The 20,921-nt window shown below is 72.7% G+C and carries 15 protein-coding genes; 5 read left to right on the top strand and 10 right to left on the bottom strand.

The features are described 5' to 3' along the window. Positions 1-266 precede the first annotated feature (266 nt). The 5 genes from AC069K_RS15335 to AC069K_RS15315 form a co-directional block, all read right to left on the bottom strand. Positions 267-1,859, bottom strand: a complete 1,593-nt coding sequence (locus tag AC069K_RS15335; protein WP_365107232.1) for a DEAD/DEAH box helicase — start codon at positions 1,857-1,859, stop codon at positions 267-269. Positions 1,860-1,953: 94 nt separating this feature from the next. After that, a complete protein-coding gene (locus AC069K_RS15330) occupies positions 1,954-2,157 on the bottom strand; it encodes a cold-shock protein (RefSeq protein ID WP_358834125.1) in 204 nt (67 codons plus the stop codon). A 200-nt stretch (positions 2,158-2,357) separates the two neighbouring features. Next, positions 2,358-3,515: an acetyl-CoA C-acetyltransferase gene (locus AC069K_RS15325; protein WP_365107229.1), complete on the bottom strand. Its 1,158-nt coding sequence runs from the start codon at positions 3,513-3,515 to the stop codon at positions 2,358-2,360. 29 nt (positions 3,516-3,544) lie between these two features. Next, on the bottom strand, positions 3,545-4,156 hold the full coding sequence (locus AC069K_RS15320; protein WP_365107226.1) for a TetR/AcrR family transcriptional regulator: 612 nt from the start codon (positions 4,154-4,156) through the stop codon (positions 3,545-3,547). Positions 4,157-4,178: 22 nt separating this feature from the next. Then, on the bottom strand, positions 4,179-4,967 hold the full coding sequence (locus tag AC069K_RS15315; RefSeq protein ID WP_365107224.1) for an SDR family oxidoreductase: 789 nt from the start codon (positions 4,965-4,967) through the stop codon (positions 4,179-4,181). A 64-nt stretch (positions 4,968-5,031) separates the two neighbouring features. On the opposite strand from AC069K_RS15315, the gene AC069K_RS15310 reads away from it, so the two are divergent. Further along, entirely contained in the window at positions 5,032-6,180 is a 1,149-nt protein-coding gene (locus AC069K_RS15310; RefSeq protein WP_478616100.1) for an acyl-CoA dehydrogenase family protein, read from the top strand. Then, positions 6,177-7,178: an acyl-CoA dehydrogenase family protein gene (locus AC069K_RS15305; protein WP_478616097.1), complete on the top strand. Its 1,002-nt coding sequence runs from the start codon at positions 6,177-6,179 to the stop codon at positions 7,176-7,178. Before AC069K_RS15310 ends, AC069K_RS15305 begins: the two co-directional genes overlap by 4 nt. Positions 7,179-7,461: 283 nt before the next feature. Here AC069K_RS15305 and AC069K_RS15300 read toward each other — a convergent pair whose 3' ends face one another. The 3 genes from AC069K_RS15300 to AC069K_RS15290 form a co-directional block, all read right to left on the bottom strand. Then, positions 7,462-7,977 (bottom strand): pyridoxamine 5'-phosphate oxidase family protein, encoded by a 516-nt coding sequence (locus AC069K_RS15300; RefSeq protein ID WP_365107215.1) that lies wholly within the window; start codon positions 7,975-7,977, stop codon positions 7,462-7,464. Positions 7,978-8,077: 100 nt separating this feature from the next. Next, positions 8,078-9,160 carry a glycoside hydrolase family 113 gene (locus AC069K_RS15295; RefSeq protein WP_478616092.1) on the bottom strand — a complete coding sequence of 361 codons (1,083 nt, stop codon included), beginning with the start codon at positions 9,158-9,160 and terminating at the stop codon, positions 8,078-8,080. 5 nt (positions 9,161-9,165) lie between these two features. Continuing rightward, on the bottom strand, positions 9,166-10,989 hold the full coding sequence (locus AC069K_RS15290) for a DUF2334 domain-containing protein (RefSeq protein ID WP_478616089.1): 1,824 nt from the start codon (positions 10,987-10,989) through the stop codon (positions 9,166-9,168). Positions 10,990-11,493: 504 nt separating this feature from the next. On the opposite strand from AC069K_RS15290, the gene AC069K_RS15285 reads away from it, so the two are divergent. The 3 genes from AC069K_RS15285 to AC069K_RS15275 all read left to right on the top strand — a co-directional run bounded on the left by AC069K_RS15285 (position 11,494) and on the right by AC069K_RS15275 (position 14,743). Continuing rightward, a complete protein-coding gene (locus AC069K_RS15285) occupies positions 11,494-12,735 on the top strand; it encodes a glycosyltransferase family 2 protein (protein WP_478616086.1) in 1,242 nt (413 codons plus the stop codon). Between the two features lie 104 nt (positions 12,736-12,839). Then, on the top strand, positions 12,840-14,030 hold the full coding sequence (wecB, locus tag AC069K_RS15280) for a non-hydrolyzing UDP-N-acetylglucosamine 2-epimerase (RefSeq protein ID WP_478616084.1): 1,191 nt from the start codon (positions 12,840-12,842) through the stop codon (positions 14,028-14,030). Continuing rightward, positions 14,027-14,743, top strand: coding sequence for a 3-keto-alpha-glucoside-1,2-lyase-like domain-containing protein (locus tag AC069K_RS15275; protein ID WP_478616081.1), 717 nt, complete (start codon positions 14,027-14,029; stop codon positions 14,741-14,743). The genes wecB and AC069K_RS15275 overlap by 4 nt, the downstream gene beginning before the upstream one ends. 132 nt (positions 14,744-14,875) lie before the next feature. Here the strand turns inward: AC069K_RS15275 and AC069K_RS15270 are convergent, their stop codons facing one another. Both AC069K_RS15270 and gltB read right to left on the bottom strand, forming a co-directional pair. Further along, the gene (locus tag AC069K_RS15270) at positions 14,876-16,336 is read right to left on the bottom strand and encodes a glutamate synthase subunit beta (protein WP_358834113.1); all 1,461 of its coding nucleotides are present in this window, start codon (positions 16,334-16,336) and stop codon (positions 14,876-14,878) included. Continuing rightward, the gene (gene gltB, locus AC069K_RS15265; RefSeq protein WP_478616077.1) at positions 16,329-20,894 is read right to left on the bottom strand and encodes a glutamate synthase large subunit; all 4,566 of its coding nucleotides are present in this window, start codon (positions 20,892-20,894) and stop codon (positions 16,329-16,331) included. Before gltB ends, AC069K_RS15270 begins: the two co-directional genes overlap by 8 nt. Between the last annotated feature and the right edge of the window lie 27 nt (positions 20,895-20,921).

Below are 20,921 nucleotides of genomic sequence, written 5' to 3'. Positions count from 1 at the left end.
GGGGTGTTCGTCCGCAGGCCGGTGGGGGGCTGATCGCGCAGTTCCCCGCGCCCCTACATACCTAGGGGCGCGGGGAACTGCGCGAGCAACCCAGCACGGTCCGCGGATGAAAGCGGGGGTCAGGCGGCCCGCAGGCCCGGCAGCCGGACGCAGGGCCGCAGGCCCCGTAGAAGGGGGCCCGGGGGCGGAGCCCCCGGCAAACCGCCTCCGCCCCCCGGCCGCCCGCCAGAGGGCTTCAGGGAAGGGGTGGGGTGGGGAAAACCCCGCTACGCGGACGCGCCGCGCCGACCGCCCTGCTGGGGTCGGCCACGGCGAGCACCGCCACCGCCCTGCCCGGCACGGGCACCCTGGGGCTGCCCCGACCGCGTGCCCTGGGCCTGCCCGGCACGGGCACCCTGGGGCTGTCCCGCACGGGAGGCACCCTGGGACTGCCCCGCACGGGAACCACCCTGGGACTGCGTCCCGCGGGCCGACGGCGTGCGGGCGCCCGAGCGCGCGCCCCGCGTGCGCGGACGGGCGGCCGGCTGCGGCTGGGCCGGGACCTCGACCACGACCGGGACGCCGGACGGCTCGCGCGCGCCCGTGACCCGTACCAGCTCCTCGTCGCTCGACTTCACCGCCGCCGTCTGCGGACGGATCCCCGCGAACGTCATCAGGCGGGACATCTCGCGCTTCTGCTCCGGCAGGACCAGCGTGACGACACTGCCCGACTCGCCCGCGCGGGCCGTGCGCCCGCCGCGGTGGAGGTAGTCCTTGTGGTCCGTCGGCGGGTCGACGTTGACGACCAGGTCGAGGTCGTCGACGTGGATGCCGCGGGCCGCCACGTTCGTCGCCACCAGCGCGGTGACCTGGCCGTTCTTGAACTGGTCCAGGGTGCGGTTGCGCTGCGGCTGGGAGCGGCCGCCGTGCAGGCCCGCCGCCCGTACGCCGCTCGCGAGCAGCCGCTTGACCAGCCGGTCCACCGAGCGCTTGGTGTCCAGGAACATGATCACCCGGCCGTCGCGCGCGGCGATCCGCGCGGTGACAGCCTTCTTGTCGGTCTCGTCCTGGATGTAGAGGAGGTGGTGCTCCATCGTCGTCACCGCGCCCGCCGACGGGTCGACGGAGTGGACGACCGGGTCGGTGAGGAACATCCGGACCAGACGGTCGATGTTCTTGTCCAGGGTGGCGGAGAACAGCATCCGCTGACCGCCCGGCTCGACCTGCTTCAGCAGCGCCGTGACCTGCGGCATGAAGCCCATGTCGGCCATCTGGTCGGCCTCGTCGAGGACCGTGACGGCCACCTGGCCGAGCACGCAGTCGCCGCGCTCTATGAGGTCCTTGAGGCGGCCGGGGGTCGCCACGAGCACCTCGGCGCCGCGCCGCAGCGCGTTCGCCTGCTTGGTGAGCGAGAGCCCGCCCACGACCGTGGTCAGCCGCAGGTTGACGGCGGTGGCGTACGGGGTGAGCGCGTCGGTGACCTGCTGGGCCAGCTCACGCGTCGGTACGAGCACCATGGCGAGCGGCGCCTTCGGCTCGGCGCGCCGGCCCGCCGTCCGGGCGAGGAGGGCGAGGCCGAAGGCGAGGGTCTTGCCCGAGCCGGTGCGGCCCCGGCCGAGGATGTCGCGCCCCGCGAGCGAGTTCGGCAGCGTCGCGGCCTGGATCGGGAACGGCTCGGTCACCCCCTGCGCGGCCAGCGTCTTGAGGAGCGCCGCGGGCATGTCGAGGTCGGCGAACGCCGCCACCGCGGGCAGCGCGGGCGTGACCGTCTCCGGCAGCGTGAATTCACCCTGCGGCTGCACGGTCCGGCCGCGCGCGGAGTTCGCGGCGGGCTTGGCGGAGCTGGAGCTGGAGCGCTTGCGGGGGGTCGAACGCGTCATACGGGGTTGCCTTCCTGGGCCCGGGGGACGGACAGCACGCAAGCCGGGACCCGCACCTGCGCGGTGCGGGTCCCGGCTCGGGATTCGCCGAAGATCAGACGGGCTGGATGTTCTCCGCCTGCAGGCCCTTCTGGCCCTGGGTGACGTCGAAGGAGACCTTCTGGCCCTCCAGGAGCTCACGGAAGCCGGAGGAGGCGATGTTCGAGTAGTGGGCGAAGACGTCCGGGCCGCCGCCGTCCTGCTCGATGAAGCCGAAGCCCTTTTCCGAGTTGAACCACTTCACGGTGCCAGTAGCCATGTCATTCTCCTGAATAGGTAGGGGCCCCATCCGGAGAAAGCCGGTAAAACAATAATGCGCCTGAGGAACATTCCCGTCAGGCGCACATAAAGTCTATGGGTACCAAAACTGCAACAGGGAAAACTCTACCACGTCACCCGGCCCGGGGAAGGGGCGCCCGTGTGGTCCGCGCCACTCCCCCGCCGCGCTCCCGCCGCAGTTCACAGCCGTTCGATCACGGTCACGTTGGCCTGGCCGCCGCCCTCGCACATCGTCTGGAGCCCGTAGCGGCCGCCGGTGCGCTCCAGCTCGTGCAGCAGCGTCGTCATCAGCCGTACGCCGGTGGCCCCCAAAGGGTGGCCGAGCGCGATGGCGCCCCCGTTGACGTTGACCCGGTCCGGGTCCGCGCCGGTCTCCTTCAGCCAGGCGAGCACCACCGGCGCGAAGGCCTCGTTGATCTCGACCAGGTCGATCGCGTCGATCGTCAGGCCCGTCCTGCGCAGCGCGTGCGCCGTCGCGGGGATGGGGGCCGAGAGCATCCGGATGGGGTCCTCGCCGCGCACCGAGAGGTGGTGGATCCGGGCGCGCGGGGTGAGCCCGTGCTCGCGTACGGCCCGCTCGCTCGCCAGGAGCATCGCGGCGGCGCCGTCGGAGACCTGGGAGGAGCAGGCGGCGGTGATCGTGCCGCCCTCGACGACCGGCTTCAGCGCGGCCATCTTCTCGGCGCCGGTGTCCCGGCGCGGCCCCTCGTCGGCGCGGACCTGTCCGTACGGCACGGTCTCGCGGAGGAAGCGGCCCTCGTCGAGGGCGCGGACCGCGCGCCGGTGCGAGCGCAGCGCGAACTCCTCCTGGTCCTCGCGGCTGATCCCCCAGTCGCGGGCGATCAGCTCGGCGCCGTGGAACTGGTTGACCGGCCGGTCCCCGTACCGCGCGCGCCAGCCGGCCGAGCCGGCGAACGGGCCCTCGGTCAGCCCCAGCGGCTCGGCCGCCTGCCGGGAGGCGAAGGCGATCGGGATCATCGACATGTTCTGGGTGCCGCCCGCCACCACCAGGTCCTGGGTGCCGGAGAGCACGGCCTGCGCGGCGAAGTGCACGGCCTGCTGGGAGGAGCCGCACTGGCGGTCGACGGTGACGCCCGGCACCTCTTGCGGCAGCCCGGCCGCCAGCCACGCGGTGCGGGCGATGTCCCCGGCCTGCGGCCCGACCGCGTCCAGGCAGCCGAAGACGACGTCGTCGACGGCGGCGGGGTCGATCCCGCTGCGCTCGACGAGCGCGGTGAGCACGTGCGCCCCCAGGTCGGCCGGGTGGACCCCGGCGAGGCCGCCCCCGCGCCGGCCCACCGGGGTGCGTACCGCTTCGACCACGTATGCCTCGGCCATGTCCCCAACTCCCTTGACGTGTCGGCGGATCACTCGCGTACGGCGATCCCGTCCAGCACCATCGACAGGTACTGGCGGGCGATCTCCTCGGGGCTGTGCTGTCCGCCGGGCCGGTACCAGGACGCGGCCACCCAGACCGTGTCGCGGACGAACCGGTAGGTGAGGCGGACGTCCAGGTCCGCCCGGAACGCCCCGGCCGCGACCCCTCGCTCCAGGGTCCCCAGCCACGCCTGCTCGAAGCGGCGCTGGGAGTCGGTCAGATAGGCGAACCGGGGCAGCTCGGTGAGGTGCCTGGACTCCTTCTGGTAGATCGCGACGGCGGCCCGGTGCCGGTCGATCTCCCGGAAGGACTCGGTGACCAGGGCCTCGATGGTCTCGCGCGGCCCGAGTCCGGCCGCGAGCACGGCGTCGTACCCCTCCCACAGCTGGTCGAGGAAGGTGGAGAGGATCTCGTCCAGCATCGATTCCTTGGAATCGAAGTGGTAGTAGAGACTGCCCGCGAGCAGGCCCGCCTCGTCGGCGATCCTGCGGACGGTGGTGGCGTTGTAGCCCTGGGCGGCGAACACCTCGGCCGCGGTGGCGAGGAGTTCCGCGCGCCGCTCGGGCACGGCGGTCACCTGCTGCTTCTTGTTGTTCGGCACGGGTCCATTGTGGTCCCGTCCGCTAGGCGCGCTGACTGCTGACGGCGACGGATTCCCCGGTCATGTACGAGGAGTAGTCGCTGGCCAGGAAGACGATGACGTTGGCCACCTCCCAGGGCTCGGCGTGCCGTGCGAAGGCCTCGCGCGCGGCGAGCTCGTCGAGGAGGGCGGCGGAGGTGACCTTGGCGAGGTGGGGGTGGAGGGCGAGGGACGGCGAGACCGCGTTGACCCGTACTCCGTACGCGGCCGCCTCGATCGCCGCGCAGCGGGTGAGCGCCATGACGCCCGCCTTGGCGGCGGCGTAGTGGGCCTGCCCGGCCTGGGCGCGCCAGCCGACGACGGAGGCGTTGTTGACGATGACGCCGCCGCGGCCGGCGGCCCGGTAGGCGCGCAGGGCGGCCCTGGTGCAGCGGAAGGTGCCGTTGAGGGTGACGTCGAGGACGCGGTCCCACTGCTCGTCGGCCATGTCGGCGAGTTCGGCCGTGCCGCCGAGGCCCGCGTTGTTGACGACGACGTCGAGGCGGCCGTGGATCCGTACGGCCTCGGCGAAGAGCGCGCGCACCTGGGAGTCGTCGGTGACGTCGCAGGGCAGCGCGGCCACCGCCCCGGCGCCGAACTCGGCCGCGAGCGCCTCGTGCGTCTCGCCCAGCCGGCGCGTGTGCGCGTCGCTGACCAGCACCCGCGCGCCCTCCTCCAGGAAGCGGCGGGCGGTCGCGCCGCCGATTCCGGCCCCGGCGGCGGCGGTGACGACGGCGGTGCGGCCGTCGAGCAGGCCGTGTCCGGGCACATACGGAACCTTGTTGTCGGTCACGCCCGCAGGCTAACCTACCAAACACTTGTTAGGGAACATCAGTGGCGAAGGGGCGGGCCCCGCAATGGACTTGGACCGCACGGCCGGGGAGGACGCCTTCCGCGCCGAGGCGCGCGAGTGGCTCGCGGCGCACGTGCCGGCCGCGCCGCTGCCCTCGCTGGAGACGGCCGAGGGCTTCGCCGCACACCGGCGGTGGGAGGCCGAGCTGTACGCGGGGCGGTGGTCGGCCGTCTCCTGGCCCGAGCGGTTCGGGGGCCGGGGCGCCGACCTCTTCCGGTGGCTGGCCTTCGAGGAGGAGTACTGGGCGGCGGGCGCGCCCGGCCGGGTCTCCCAGAACGGCATCAGCCTGCTCGCGCCGACGCTCTTCGACCACGGCAGCGAGGAGCAGCGGGCCCGGGTGCTGCCCGACATGGCGAGCGGGGCGGTGGTGTGGGCGCAGGCCTGGTCGGAGCCGGAGGCCGGCTCCGACCTCGCCTCGCTGCGATCGCGGGCCGTGCGCACGGAAGGGGGCTGGCTGCTGTCGGGCCAGAAAACGTGGTCCTCGCGGGCCGCGTTCGCCGACCGCGCCTTCGGCGTCTTCCGTACGGATGCGGCGGCGGACCGGCCGCACCGGGGCCTGACGTATCTGATGTTCGACCTGCGGGCGCCGGGGGTGACCGTCCGCCCGATCGGACGGCTCGACGGCAAGCCGGCGTTCGCGGAGCTGTTCCTGGACGAGGTGTTCGTCCCCGACGAGGACGTGATCGGGGAGCCGGGGCAGGGCTGGCGCATCGCGATGTCCACGACCGGCAACGAGCGCGGGCTCACCCTGCGCTCCCCCGGCCGCTTCCTGGCCGCCGCCGACCGGCTGGTGCGGCTGTGGCGCGAGCGGGGCGAGGACCGGGGGCTGCGCGACCGGGTCGCGGACGCGGTGATCGGGGCGCGGGCGTACCAGCTGTTCACCTGCGCGGCCGCGTCGCGCTTCGCGGCGGGCGGGGCGATGGGCGCGGAGTCGAGCCTGAACAAGCTGTTCTGGTCCGAGTACGACATCGCGCTGCACGAGAGCGCGCTGGAACTCCTGGGCCCGGAGGGCGAGTTGGCGGAGGGGCCGGGCGGCTGGGCGCAGGGGTACGTCTTCGCGCTGGCCGGGCCGGTGTACGCCGGCACCAACGAGATCCAGCGCGACATCGTCGCCGAGCGCCTGCTCGGCCTCCCGAAGGGCCGTCCCCGATGAGGTTCCTGCCGACCACCGAGCAGCGCGACTTCACCCGCTCCCTGGACGCGCTCCTGACCGCCTGCGACACCTCGAAGGCCGTACGGTCCTGGGCGGCCGGGGACCACGGCCCCGGCCGGGCGCTGTGGCGGCGGCTGGCCGGGGCCGGGGTGTTCGCGCTGGCGGCTCCGGAGGCGTACGGCGGGGCGGGCCGCCTGCCGCCGGAGCTGGCCATGGCCCACCGGGAGCTGGGCCGCCACGCGGTGCCGGGGCCGCTGGTGGAGACGGCGGCGGCGACGGCCCTGCTCGGCCGTCTCGCGGACGCGGGCGTCCCGGGTCCGGCCGAGCGCCTGCTGCCGGGGGTGCTGGCGGGCGAGGCCGTGGTGACGCTGGCCGTGCCGGAGGGCGGGGGGTGGGTGCTGGACCCGGACGGGGCGGACGCGGTGCTGGTGGTGGCGGCGGGCCCCGGCGGGGCGGCCGAGCTGCGGCTCGCCCCCGGCCACGGCCCCCTCCACGCGTCCCTCGACCCCGCCCGCCGGCTCGCGCGGCCCGGCCCCGGTGGGGAGCTCCTCGCCGCCGGTCCCGTCCTGGACGAGGCGGTCGGGTGCGCGGTGCGCTGGGCGCGGCTCGCGGCGGCGGCGCAGGCGGTCGGGGTGGCCGAGGAGCTGCTGCGCCGGACCGTCGCGTACGTCCGCCAACGCGTCCAGTTCGGGGTGCCCATCGGCTCGTTCCAGGCGGTCAAGCACCGTCTCGCGGACACGCTGCTGGCGGTGGAGTTCGCCCGGCCCCTGGTGTACGGGGCGGCGCTCACCCTCGCCCCCGGCGATCTCGCGGCGGCGAAGGCTGCGGCGGGCGAGGCCGCGTACACGGCGGCCCGCGCCGCGCTCCAGCTCCACGGCGCGATCGGCTACACCGAGGAGCTGGACCTCTCCCTCTGGCTGCGCAGGGCCCGCCCGCTGCGGGACGCGTGGGGCACACCGGCTCAGTGCCGGGCGGAGGTACTGGCGGCTTACCGTTAGCAGTCCCGTTCGCCCGCGGGCCGGTGAGGGCTTACTCCTGACAGTCCCGTTCGCCTGCGGCCCGGCGGGGGGCTGGCCGCGCGGTTCCCCGCGCCCCTGGAAGCGCGCCCCTCCGGGGTCGCCCAGGGGGATTGCCGCGCAGCGGCATTCCGAGGGGCGCGGGGAACTGCGCGAGCAACCCACCACGCCCCGCACACGAACTCCGGACCCAAAGGGGCGCGGGGAACTGCGCGAGCAACCCACCACGCCCCGCAGGCGAAAACCCGCCCTCCCAGCGGAGCGCTTACGCGCTCTCGCGCGGCGGCTCCGTCCCGCCGCCCCGGCGGATGGTGCGCAGGGCGGCGCCCGGCCGCCACACGCGCAGCACGATCTCCTCGGTCTCCTTGTCGATGCCGGTGTGGACCACCTCGGTGAGTTCCGCGCGGAAGAGGAGGAACGGCTCGGGCGGGTGCACCTCGTGCGCGTACCGGGCGCGCTCCCGCGCGTCGAGGACCTCGACCGCCCGCCCGCTGATCCGGACGTCCCCGTCGGCCATCTCCGCGTCCGGCCCCGGATTGGCCTGGACCGCGAAGCGCGGATCGCGCCGCAGGTCGTACGCCTTGCGGGAGTTGGGCATCATCCCGAGCCACAGCTCGCCGACCCGGATCTCGACCTCCAGGCCGGTGACCCGGGGGCTGCCGTCCGCGCGCAGGGTCGCGAGGACGTGGTGCTTGTAGAGAAGGAAACGCTCGCGCACGGCGTCGGCGAACCGCGCCTCGGCCGCTTCGAAGTCCGTCCAGCTGAATGTCTGCGGTGCCATGCGCCCAGCAAACCCTGGATACCCGACATCCACTGTCCGGATTTCTCCGGGGTCGCGATGATCGCGATCCCGTGCCGCAAGGCGGGCGCGGGGCGCGCTCCTAGCCGGAAGAGCCGTCGGAGCCGTCCTGCGAGGCCGCCCAGTGCGCGCGCAGCACCTCCTCCGCCGGCTTGCCGTGCGGGGTGTAGGCGAGCCGCGCCGGGGTCTCCCCGCTGTCCGGCCAGTCGTCCCACATCCACCAGCACACCCCGGCCCACCAGTCCCGGCCGGTGAAGGTGTCCAGCAGTGCCCGGTATCCGGCGGCCTGTTCGTCGGGGGCCGCGCGCTTGCTGACCGTCCACGAGTAGGGGGCCGTGGTCGAGCCGCGCTGGCTGGTGTAGCCCGCCTCGGTGAAGAGGATCTTGCGGTGCTGCCGGCCGGAGAAGGCCGCCAGCTCCTCGGCGACCGGCTGCCAGGCCCGGCCCAGCCGTGCCGCGTCCGCCGTGGGGGCCTCGCCGAGCGGCCAGTAGGCGTCGATGCCGATGACGTCCAGCTCCGGCCAGAAGGGGACCCGGGCGTACTCGTCGTAGTTGGCCGCGTACGTCAGCGGCTGCCGGTAGCGGGCGCGGACCGCCGCGATCACCCGGCGCCAGGGCGCCGCGTCGGCGGACACCCCCGCGAGTTCGGTGCCGACCACGAACCGCTCGGTCCCCGTCTCGTGCGCGAGCGCCGCGTAGTGGGTGATGAACTTCTCGTACGCGGTGAACCAGGCCGCCCGGTCGGCGGGGCGGATCCCGGCCCGGTCGCCGCCGTCCACCAGGTCGACGTGCGGCTTCAGCATCACCTGGAGCCCGGCCCGGTGGGCGAGGGCGGTGATCCGGCGCAGGCTCGCGTCGCTCGCGGTCTCCTCGGTGGGGTGCTGCTCGCTGTCCCGGGTGGTGCGCTGGTACCACGTGGGCGTGAAGACGACCCAGCGCGCCCCGGTGTGCGCGATGTCGCGCAGATACGCCTCGGCGCGCGGGCTGTCGTAGTCGTCCGCCGACCACGACGGCAGGGTCATCCCCCGCACCCGCCCGTCCCCGGCTGAGCCGGGCCGCGACCCGGATCCGCTCGGCTGCGCACCGCCGCCGCCCTCCTCCCCCGAGCAGCCGGTGAGCACGAGGGCGGCGGCCGCGGCCAGGGCCGCGACCGCCTTCTTCGTCATGCCGCTCACAGGGCCGCGGGGCTGACGAAGGTGTAACCGAGGGCCTTGATGCCGTCGATCGTGTCCTTCAGCGGCTGGACCGGATAGTAGGGGTGGTAGAAGAAGCTCGCGAAGCCGTCCCGGACCGCCAGGTTGGCCCTGGCCGACGCGACGAGGTCCGCGGGGAACCGCGCGGGGTGGTTGTTCTGTGCCACGGGTTCATAGTTCCCGATGTTCTCGGGAAGCACCTTCGTTCCGTACACGTCGTTGACGACGTACGGGAAGAACTGGCCGATGAACCGGTTCGGGTCCGCCGCGCCGCCGGTGAGCGTCCCGGCGAAGTAGAGCGACCGCTCCAGCCGGGCCGAGTAGTTCTGGGCGAAGACGCGGTAGTCGGTGGCGGAGCCCGCGTAGTGCGGGGTCGTCCACAGCTGCGGGCGCGGCAGGCCGGCCAGGGCGAAACCGGCGAGGCCGGAGTTCACCCGGGACTGCGCCCAGGCCGTGGAGTCCTGCGCGACCGGCCCGTCGTGGACGACGTTGTCGGACGCGTCCACGTGCGCCCGGTAGAACTCGAAGTCGTCGCCGGTCACCGCGGTGTACGGGTTGTCGGTGGTGCCGTACTGGTGGGTGTAGCCGTGCTCCATCAGCACGGCGCCGCGCGCCAGCATGTACTTCAGCGCCGAGACCACCTGCGGGCGCTGCGCCAGCGTCACGGTCTGCGCGACGCCGTTGCTGTAGACGCCCTTCGGGTCCGTGTAGACGGGGATGACGTTGATGCCGTACGGGATGTGCTGGCTGTAGAGGTAGTCCGCCATGGCCCGCAGCTGCGCGGGGTCGGAGTCGGGGCTGATGTCCTCCAGGCGGAACATGGCCCGGTGCCGGGCGGCGGTCCCGGGGGCGAGGGCGTCGAACAGCATGTCCTCGTACGCGATCACCCGGTCGCTTTCGGAAACGTAGCTGAACGGGAGTTCACCGATGTACGTGAGGTTCGCGGACCGGACGGCCCACGGGAAGCTCGTCCCGGTCGACGCGTCCAGCGCCTCCGCGACCCGGGTGACCGCCGGATACCCGGCCCCGGTGAGGATGTTCGGGCGCAGTACGCCGCCGTCCTGGCCCGCCGGGATCTTGCGGGTCAGGGCCTGTCCGCCGTAGGTGACCTGGCTGACGTTGCCGACCGATCCGTTCGCGTCCGTGAAGTAGGACGTGGTCGGGTCCCAGCCGTACTTCTGGGTGAACTGCGGCACCCCCACCGCGTTGCCCATGTTCCAGATGTTGTCCCCGACCCAGGTCACCGGTTTCGTACCGGCCAGGACGTCCTGGTAGAACGCGGCCGGCACGGCGTCGGGGATGCCGCCGCCGTAGTAGGTGGAGCCCAGGTAGACCGTCGCCGTGTACTGGCCGAGCATGCCCGCGGTGTACTGCTGCACGGGCTTGGCCGTGACGCTGCCGAAGTGGCCGCCGAGGTTCGCCGCCGCCATGGCGTACAGCTCACCGAGGTAGCCGTACGGACCCGCGTCGTCGTAGAGCACCAGCGTGGAGGTGGTGTCGGGCGCGGCGAGCGACAGCAGTTTCCGTACGGTGTCCGTCACCGCGCCCAGGACCGGGGTCGGCGCTGCGCGCGGCGCCGCACGGCGCTGCGCGTCCGCCGCGAGCTGGGCCCTGGCCCAGTCCCCCAGCCCCGCCCTGCCCAGGCTCGCGGCCGGGCTCAGCGGCTCGGAGCGCGGCGGCCTGCCGTCCGGTCCGGCGGCGGAGGCCACCACACCCGTGCCCAGCAGGGCGGCGATCAGCAGCGGGACCAGGGACAGCCCGCGCCGACGGCGCCCACCGGACGTTCTTCTCACGGATTTCATGATCCGCTTTCCCCCTCTTCCCTGAAAAACGGCCACCCCGGCCCGTTTTCCCCCGGGGCCGATGAAACATGGCCGAATTAGGGCCACGATTCTTCTGGCGGACCACAAAGCCTGTCAATAGGCGAAGGGGCCCCGGAACGCGGCCGTCCGGGCTCGGTAAAAAACGATCCATGAAGTTTTAACATCACCCCTCACGAGGGTGTCCGGGTCTGCTACGTTCGCCATCTCGCGCAGAGACATGACCTGCTGCGTGAACAAATGGGGGGGACCCATGTACGGAAAGCCAGCCTGGGGCACAGTGCTGCCCCTGGCCGGGATGGCGGCCGCGCCCGAGGCCGTACCGGGCCTGCCTTTGGCCAAAGCTCTGCAGGCCACGGCGGGTGCCGGCTTCGCTCTCTACTGCCTCACCGCCTGCGTCCTCATATCGATCAGAATTCGAATGAGGTGGCGGAAGAATTCGAAAACAGCCGGTGCGGGCCAGTCCCACGGGCACCGGGGGCGCACATGATTCTCGAACTGCTCCTCTGGTCCAGCATTTCCATCATCCTGATGGCGGGCTGCTACAACACCGGCCTCTTCGTTCTCTCCAGACGCCGCGCACCCCGCCGGAAAGGGCCGCGCAAAGAGCGGCTCTATGTATTCCTCCTCGCCTGCCTCAACGAAGAGCAGGTACTGGCCGAAAGCCTTGCGCGGATCACGGGCCTGCCGGCCGGGAATTTCCTGGCGCTCGTCATCGACGACGCCTCCGACGACCGCACCTCCGACATCGCCCGGGCCGCGGGCGACCGGGTCCTGCTGCACCGGCGCGAACTGCCCGACGCCCGGCGCGGCAAGGGCGCCGCGCTCAACGACGGCATACGGTTCCTCACCGGCTCCGGGGTGCTCGACGGGCACCACCCGGACGACGTCATCGTCTGCGTGGTCGACGCGGACGGGCGCCTGGACGGCCATGTCGTGCAGGCCGTCGACCCGTTCTTCGACGATCCCCGCACCGGCGCCGCGCAGATCTGCGTGCGGATGTACAACCGGACCACCGGACTGCTCGCCCGCCTCCAGGACATGGAGTTCGTGGTCTACGGCGACGTCTTCCAGAGCGCGCGCCGCTTCATCGGCAGCGTCGGCATGGGCGGCAACGGACAGTTCATGCGGCTGTCGGCGCTCCACACCCTGGGGCCCGGCGGCCCCTGGAGCGACAGCCTCACCGAGGACCTGGACCTCGGCGTACGGCTGATCGCCCGGGGCTGGGTCACCCAGCACTGCACCACGGCCTCGGTCTCCCAGCAGGCCGTGCTCTCGCTGCGGCGCCTGGTACGGCAGCGGTCCCGCTGGTTCCAGGGCCACCTCCAGTCGGCCGGCCTCGTCCCGCTCATCCTGCGGGAGGTCCCGACGCGCCCCGCGCTCGATCTGCTCTACCACCTCTCCAGCCCGGTGCTGATCCTGCTCACCTCGCTGCTGCCGCTGTCCTTCCTGGTCGCCCTCGGCGGCACGGCGCTCGCCTCCGTCGAGGCGGGCCGGGCGCTGGTGTCACCGATGTGGCTGCTCGGCCCGTACCTGCTCTCCTTCACCGCGGCGTACGCGTACGGATTCGTCTACGCCAAGCGGGAGCGGGACCTCGGTCTGGTGCGGTCGGTGCTGGTCGCCCACGTCTTCGTGTTCTACGGCTACATCTGGTTCGCGGCCGGCTGGTGGGGGCTGTGGCGGATGGCGACCGGCAAGCGCACCTGGCTGAAGACCGCCCGCACCTGAGCGGCGCGGAGGTGGACGGGGCCGGACCCCGTAACGCCTCCCGGCCTTCTCCTCGTCTCTCTCGCTCTCTTTCATCGTGCTCGTCAATGTCCTAGGGGGGACCCATGTCCGCGTTCTCATCCGGCGTGCCCGTGCGCGCCATGCTGGTGCTCGGCACCCGGCCCGAAGCGATCAAGCTGGCGCCGCTGGCCCGGGCGCTGGCCGCAGGTACGGAGTTCGAGCCGGTCGTCGTGACCACCGGCCAGCACCGCGAGATGCTCCACCAGATGCTGGGGCTGCTGGGCGTCGACGTCCGCTACGCCCTCGACGTCATGCGCAACCGCCAGCAGCTCTCCGATCTGACGTCCCGTCTGGTGGAGGGGCTCGGCCAGCTGCTGCGCAGGGAGCGGCCCGACCTCGTGGTGGTCCAGGGCGACACCACGACCGCGCTGGCCGGGGCGCTGGCCGCGTTCTACGAGCGCGTCCCGGTGGCGCACGTGGAGGCGGGGCTGCGCACCGGGGTGCTGGACAACCCCTTCCCCGAGGAGCTCAACCGCTGCCTGATCGGGCGGATCGCCCGCTGGCACTTCGCCCCCACCGAGCGCGCCGCCCGGCACCTCCGGGAGGAGGGCATCGCGGCGGGCCAGATCTTCACCACCGGCAACACCGTCATCGACAACCTCCAGTGGGCGCTCGCCGAGGGGATCGGGACCTGCGCGTTCCGCACCGCCCGGCGGCGGGTCCTGGTCACCCTGCACCGCCGGGAGAACCAGGGGCCCCGGATGCGGGCGATGGGCCGGGCGCTGGGGCGGCTCGCCGAACGCGGCGACGTGGAGATCGTGATCCCGCTGCACAAGAGCCCGGCGGTGCGCGACGCGCTGCTGCCGCTCACCGGCCGGGCCGGCATCACCCTGGTCGAGCCGCTGGACTACCCGGACTTCACCGCCACGCTCGCGGGCTGCGACCTCGTCCTGACCGACTCCGGCGGCATCCAGGAGGAGGCCCCGAGCCTGGGCAAGCCCGCCCTGGTGCTGCGGACCACCACCGAACGGCCGGAGGCGGTGGAGGTGGGCGCGGCCCGGCTCATCGGCACCGATCCGGAGATGATCGTGGGCGCGGCGGCGGCGCTCCTGGACGACCCCGTGGCGTACCGGCGGATGGCGACGGCGGGCAACCCCTACGGCGACGGCGGCGCCACCGCCCGGATCGTCACCCAGCTCGCGGAGGACTTCGCGGCCGAGGTCCCGTGCGCCGCCGACCCTCTTCTTCCCGTGCCCCCCGCGGGCGGCGGAGCGGGGCCATACTCGACGGCATGACGACAGCCCCCCGGCTGCGGCGCCCGGTCCCACCGGCCGGGCGCGGCGGCCGCAGACGCCGAGTCACCGCCCTGGTCCTGGCCGCCGCGCTGCTGGCGGCCGGGACCTTCGGCCTGAGCAGGTGCGTGGGCGACCGGGGCCCGGCGCCGCGCGAGCCGTGGGCCGACGGCACGGCGCACGGCCGCTGGCAGTCGGTGTTCAACGGCCACGGCGTCAACACGGGGGACGACGACGCCCTGGAGCTGGCGCCGAGGGCGGCCACCGACCCCGGCGCCACCCACGCGGGCCTGGTGGTGAGCCGCGCGGTGTACGGGGACGTGAGCTACGAGGCCCGGATGCGCACGGTCGCGCAGTTGCGCACGCCCGCGCCGAACACCTGGGAGGTGGCCTGGCTGATCTGGGCGTACACCGACCCGGAGCACTTCTACTACATCACCCTCAAGCCCAACGGCTGGGAGCTGGGCAAACGCGATCCCGCCTACCCCGGCGGCCAGCGCTTCCTGGCCACCGGCGAGCGGGCCTTCCCGGTCGGCGCCTGGTACACGGTCCGGGTCGAGCAGCGGGGCGGCCGGCTCCGGGTGGCCGTGGACACGGAGGGCCTCGCCGACTTCACCGACACCGAACGCCCCTATCTCCGGGGCGCCCTGGGCGCGTACACGGAGGACGCCCGGGTGGAGTTCCGGGGGCTGCGGGCCGAGGGCGGGCAGCGGTGACGCGCCGCGGCGCCCGCCCAGTCGTCCGGTCGGGGACAGTGGGGCAGGCGCCACGCTGCGGGGGGCCGGGGGTGTTCCCCGGTCCGGCGCAGCCCGTACACCGTTGTACGGAACGTTTTGGGGTGGAGGGAATCAGACCGTCAGGGCCCGGTCCGTCGGACGGATCGGGGCGGGCAGTTCGCTCCTCCCCGTAAGGTACCGGTCCACACCACGTGCTGCCGAACGGCCCTCCGCGATCGCCCACACGATCAGAGACTGCCCGCGCCCGGCGTCACCGGCCACGTACACTCCGTCGACGTTCGTCGCGAAGTCCGCGTCGCGGGCGATGTTGCCGCGCTCGTCGAGCTCCAGGCCGAACTGCGCCACCAGGCCGTTGGACTGGTCGGTGCCGGTGAAGCCCATGGCGAGGGTGACCAGCTGGGCGGGAATCTTCCGCTCGGTGCCGGGCTTCGGGGTGAGCCTGCCGTCGATGAACTCGACCTCGGTCAGGTGCAGGAACTGGACGTTGCCGTCCTCGTCGCCCTCGAAGTGGGTGGTGGAGACGGAGTAGACCCGCTCGCCGCCCTCCTCGTGGGCCGAGGTGACCTTGTAGAGCATCGGGAAGGTCGGCCAGGGCTGGTTGGCGTTCCGCTCCTCGCCCGGCCGCGGCATGATCTCCAGCTGGGTGACCGACGCCGCGCCCTGGCGGTGGGCGGTGCCCACGCAGTCCGCGCCGGTGTCGCCGCCGCCGATCACGACGACGTGCTTGCCCTCCGCGGTCAGCGGGGGCGCCACGAAGTCACCCTCCTGCACCTTGTTCGCCAGCGGCAGGTACTCCATGGCGAAGTGGATGCCGTTCAGCTCGCGGCCGGGGACCGGCAGGTCGCGCGAGACCGTGGCGCCGGCCGCGATGACGACCGCGTCGTAGCGCTTGCGCAGCTTCGCCGCGTCGATGTCACGGCCGATCTCGACCTCGGTGCGGAACTTGGTGCCCTCCGCGCGCATCTGCTCGATGCGGCGGTTGATGTGCACCTTCTCCATCTTGAACTCGGGGATGCCGTAGCGCAGCAGACCGCCGATGCGGTCGGCGCGCTCGTACACCGCCACCGTGTGGCCGGCCCGGGTCAGCTGCTGGGCGGCGGCCAGGCCCGCCGGGCCCGAGCCGATGACCGCGACGGTCTTGCCGGACAGCCGCTCCGGGGGCTGCGGGGTGACGTCGCCGCTGTCCCACGCCTTGTCGATGATGGAGACTTCGACGTTCTTGATGGTGACGGCCGGCTGGTTGATGCCGAGCACGCACGCCGACTCGCAGGGGGCCGGGCACAGCCGCCCGGTGAACTCCGGGAAGTTGTTGGTGGCGTGCAGCCGCTCGGACGCCGCCGACCAGTCCTCGCGGTAGGCGTAGTCGTTCCACTCGGGGATCAGGTTCCCCAGCGGACAGCCGTTGTGGCAGAACGGGATGCCGCAGTCCATGCAGCGCCCGGCCTGCTTGCTGATGATCGGCAGCAGCGAGCCGGGAACGTAGACCTCGTTCCAGTCCTTGACGCGCTCGGCCACGGGGCGGGTCGGCGCGACCTCGCGACCGGTGGTGAGAAAGCCCTTGGGGTCAGCCATGGGTCGCCGCCTCCATCATCTTCTCGGTGGTCTCCTGCTCGGAGAGACCGGCGAGCTCAGCGGCTTCCTTGGCGGCGAGCACTGCCTTGTACGTGGACGGGATGATCTTGCTGAAGCGCTGTACGGCGGCGGGCCAGTCGGCGAGCAGCTTCTCGGCGACCGTGGAGCCGGTCTCCTCCTGGTGGCGGCGCACGACGTCGTGCAGCCACCGCTCGTCGGCCTCGGTGAGGGCCTCGACCGCGGCCAGGTTGCCGGCGTTGACGTGGTGGGGGTCGAGGTCGATCACGTACGCGACACCGCCGGACATGCCGGCCGCGAAGTTGCGTCCGGTCTCGCCCAGGACCACCGCGTGGCCGCCGGTCATGTACTCGCAGCCGTGGTCGCCCACGCCCTCCGAGACCACCAAGGCGCCGGAGTTGCGGACGCAGAACCGCTCGCCGGTGCGGCCGCGCAGGAACAGCTCGCCGCCGGTCGCGCCGTACGCGATGGTGTTGCCCGCGATGGTGGAGTACTCGGCGAGGTGGTCGGCGCCCCGGTCGGGGCGGACGATCACCCGGCCGCCGGAGAGGCCCTTGCCGACGTAGTCGTTGGCGTCGCCCTCCAGGCGCAGGGTGACGCCCCGGGGCACGAAGGCGCCGAAGGACTGGCCCGCCGAGCCGGTGAAGGTGATGTCGATGGTGTCGTCGGGCAGGCCCGCGCCGCCGAACTTCCGCGTCACCTCGTGGCCGAGCATGGTGCCGACGGTCCGGTTGATGTTGCGGATCGCGACCTGCGCGCGGACCGGCCGGGCGTCCTCGGCGGTGGCCGCGCCCAGCGCGTCGGCGGCGAGCTCGATGAGCTCGTTGTCGAGCGCCTTCTCCAGACCGTGGTCCTGGGCGGTCACCGCGTGGCGCACGGCGCCCTCGGGCAGCTCGGGCACGTGGAAGAGCGCGTCCAGGTCGAGGCCCTGGGTCTTCCAGTGCCGCACCGCGCGGCTGGTGTCCAGCAGCTCGGCGTGGCCGACGGCCTCCTCGATCGTGCGGAAGCCCAGCTCGGCGAGGAGCTCGCGGACCTCCTCGGCGATGAACTCGAAGAAGTTGACGACGAACTCGGGCTTGCCGGAGAAGCGGTCCCGCAGCACCGGGTTCTGGGTGGCGATGCCCACCGGGCAGGTGTCCAGGTGGCAGACGCGCATCATGACGCAGCCGGAGACGACGAGCGGGGCGGTCGCGAAACCGAACTCCTCGGCGCCGAGCAGCGCCGCGATGACGACGTCGCGGCCGGTCTTGAGCTGGCCGTCGGTCTGCACCACGATCCGGTCGCGCAGGCCGTTGAGCAGCAGCGTCTGCTGGGTCTCGGCGAGGCCGAGCTCCCAGGGGCCGCCCGCGTGCTTCAGGGAGGTCAGCGGGGAGGCGCCCGTTCCGCCGTCGTGGCCGGAGATGAGGACGACGTCCGCGTGCGCCTTGGAGACACCGGCGGCGACCGTGCCGACACCGACCTCGGACACGAGCTTCACATGGATGCGCGCGGCCGGGTTGGCGTTCTTGAGGTCGTGGATCAGCTGCGCCAGGTCCTCGATGGAGTAGATGTCGTGGTGCGGCGGCGGCGAGATCAGACCGACACCCGGGGTGGAGTGCCGGGTCTTGGCGACCCACGGGTAGACCTTGTGGCCGGGCAGCTGGCCGCCCTCGCCGGGCTTGGCGCCCTGGGCCATCTTGATCTGGATGTCGTCCGCGTTGACCAGGTACTCACTGGTGACGCCGAAGCGGCCGGAGGCGACCTGCTTGATGGAGGAGCGGCGCGCCGGGTCGTAGAGGCGGTCCGCGTCCTCGCCGCCCTCACCGGTGTTGGACTTGCCGCCCAGCTGGTTCATGGCGATGGCGAGCGTCTCGTGCGCCTCGCGCGAGATCGAGCCGTACGACATGGCGCCGGTGGAGAAGCGCTTGACGATCTCCGAGACCGGCTCGACCTCGTCGAGGGGGATCGAGGGGCGGTCGGAGGAGAAGCCGAAGAGCCCGCGCAGCGTCATCAGGCGCTCGGACTGCTCGTTCACGCGCTCGGTGTACTTCTTGAAGATGTCGTACCGGCGCCCGCGGGTGGCGTGCTGGAGACGGAAGACCGTCTCCGGGTCGAACAGGTGCGGCTCGCCCTCGCGGCGCCACTGGTACTCGCCGCCGATCTCCAGCGCGCGGTGGGTGGCCGCGATGCCGGAGACGGGGTAGGCCTTGGCGTGCCGGGCGGCGACCTCCTTGGCGATGACGTCGATCCCGGCGCCGCCGATCTTGCTGGCGGTGCCGCTGAAGTACGTGCCGACGAACTCCTCGGCGAGGCCGACGGCCTCGAAGACCTGGGCGCCCCGGTAGGAGGCGACGGTCGAGATGCCCATCTTGGACATGACCTTCAGGACGCCCTTGCCGAGGGCGTGGATGAGGTTGCGGATGGCCTGCTCGGGCTCCAGGCCCTCGATGAAGGTGCCCGCGCGGACCAGGTCCTCGACGGACTCCATCGCCAGGTACGGGTTGACGGCGGCGGCGCCGTAGCCGATGAGCAGGGCGACGTGGTGCACCTCGCGGACGTCACCGGCCTCGACGAGGAGCCCCACCTGGGTGCGCTGCTTGGTGCGGATGAGGTGGTGGTGGACGGCCGACGTGAGCAGCAGCGACGGGATCGGCGCGTGCTCGGCGTCGGAGTGCCGGTCGGACAGGACGATGAGGCGGGCGCCGTTCTCGATGGCGGCGTCGGCCTCGGCCCGGATGGCCTCGATGCGCTCGGCGAGGGCCGCGCCGCCGCCGGAGACGCGGTAGAGGCCGGAGAGCGTGGCGGCCTTCATCCCCGGCATGTCGCCGTCGGCGTTGATGTGTATCAGCTTGGCCAGCTCGTCGTTGTCGATCACCGGGAACGGCAGGGTGACGGAGCGGCAGGACGCGGCGGTCGGGTCGAGCAGGTTGCCCTGCGGTCCCAGCGAGGAGCGCAGCGAGGTGACGAGCTCCTCGCGGATGGCGTCCAGCGGCGGGTTGGTGACCTGCGCGAACAGCTGGGTGAAGTAGTCGAAGAGCAGCCGGGGGCGCTCGGAGAGGGCCGCGATCGGGGAGTCCGTGCCCATCGAGCCGAGCGGCTCGCCGCCGGTGCGGGCCATCGGCGCGAGGATGACGCGCAGCTCTTCCTCGGTGTAGCCGAAGGTCTGCTGGCGGCGGGTGACCGAGGCGTGCGTGTGCACGATGTGCTCGCGCTCGGGCAGGTCCTCCAGCTCGATCTCGCCGGCCTCCAGCCACTCGGCGTACGGGGCCTCGGCGGCCAGCGCCGCCTTGATCTCGTCGTCCTCGATGATCCGGTGCTCGGCGGTGTCGACGAGGAACATCTTGCCGGGCTGGAGGCGGCCCTTGCGGACCACCTTGGCGGGGTCGATGTCGAGGACGCCGACCTCGGAGGAGAGCACGACCAGACCGTCGTCGGTGACCCAGTAGCGGCCGGGGCGCAGACCGTTGCGGTCCAGGACCGCCCCGACCTGGACGCCGTCGGTGAAGGTGACACAGGCCGGGCCGTCCCAGGGCTCCATCATCGTGGAGTGGTACTGGTAGAAGGCGCGCCGGGCCGGGTCCATCGAGTCGTGGTTCTCCCACGCCTCGGGAACCATCATCAGCACCGAGTGCGGCAGCGAGCGGCCGCCGAGGTGGAGGAGTTCGAGCACCTCGTCGAAGGAGGCGGAGTCGGAGGCGTCCGGCGTACAGACGGGGAAGATCCGCGCGAGGTCCCTGCCGTCGCCGCCGAACACCTCGGTGACGAGCTGCGACTCGCGGGCCACCATCCAGTTGCGGTTGCCCTTGACCGTGTTGATCTCGCCGTTGTGGGCGACGAAGCGGTACGGGTGGGCGAGCGGCCAGGAGGGGAAGGTGTTCGTCGAGAAGCGCGAGTGGACCAGCGCGACGGCGGTGGCGAACCGGCGGTCGGAGAGGTCGGGGAAGAACGGCTCCAGCTGCCCGGTGGTGAGCATGCCCTTGTAGACGATCGTCCGGGCGGAGAGCGAGGGGAAGTACACCCCGGCCTCGCGCTCGGCGCGCTTGCGCAGCACGAAGGCCTTGCGGTCCAGGGCGATGCCGGTGCTGCTTCCGTCGGCCACGAAGAGCTGGCGGAAGGCGGGCATGGTGGCGCGGGCGCCGTTGCCGAGCAGCTCGGGCGTGACGGGCACCTCGCGCCAGCCGAGGACGTGCAGGTCCTCCTCGGCGGCGATGGCCTCGATCCGCGCCACGGCGGCGGCGCTGTCCTCGACGGGCAGGAAGGCGATGCCGACGGCGTACGCACCGGCCTCGGGCAGTTCGAAGGGGGCGGCCTCGCGCAGGAACGCGTCCGGGACCTGGAGCAGGATGCCGGCGCCGTCGCCGGAGTCCGGCTCGGAGCCGGTGGCGCCACGGTGTTCGAGATTGCGCAGTACGGTCAGCGCCTGCTCGACCAGCTCATGGCTGGCCTCACCGGTCAGGGTGGCCACGAACCCGACTCCGCAGGCGTCGTGTTCGTTACGGGGGTCGTACAGCCCCTGCGGGGCGGGTCGACCGTCCATGGGCGACCAGGCGTCGGAACGCATCGGCTCTCCCGTCGTCGTCGTGGCATG

This window comes from Streptomyces sp. NPDC043908, assembly GCF_056435525.1.
This window is presented reverse-complemented; position numbering and strand designations above follow the sequence as displayed.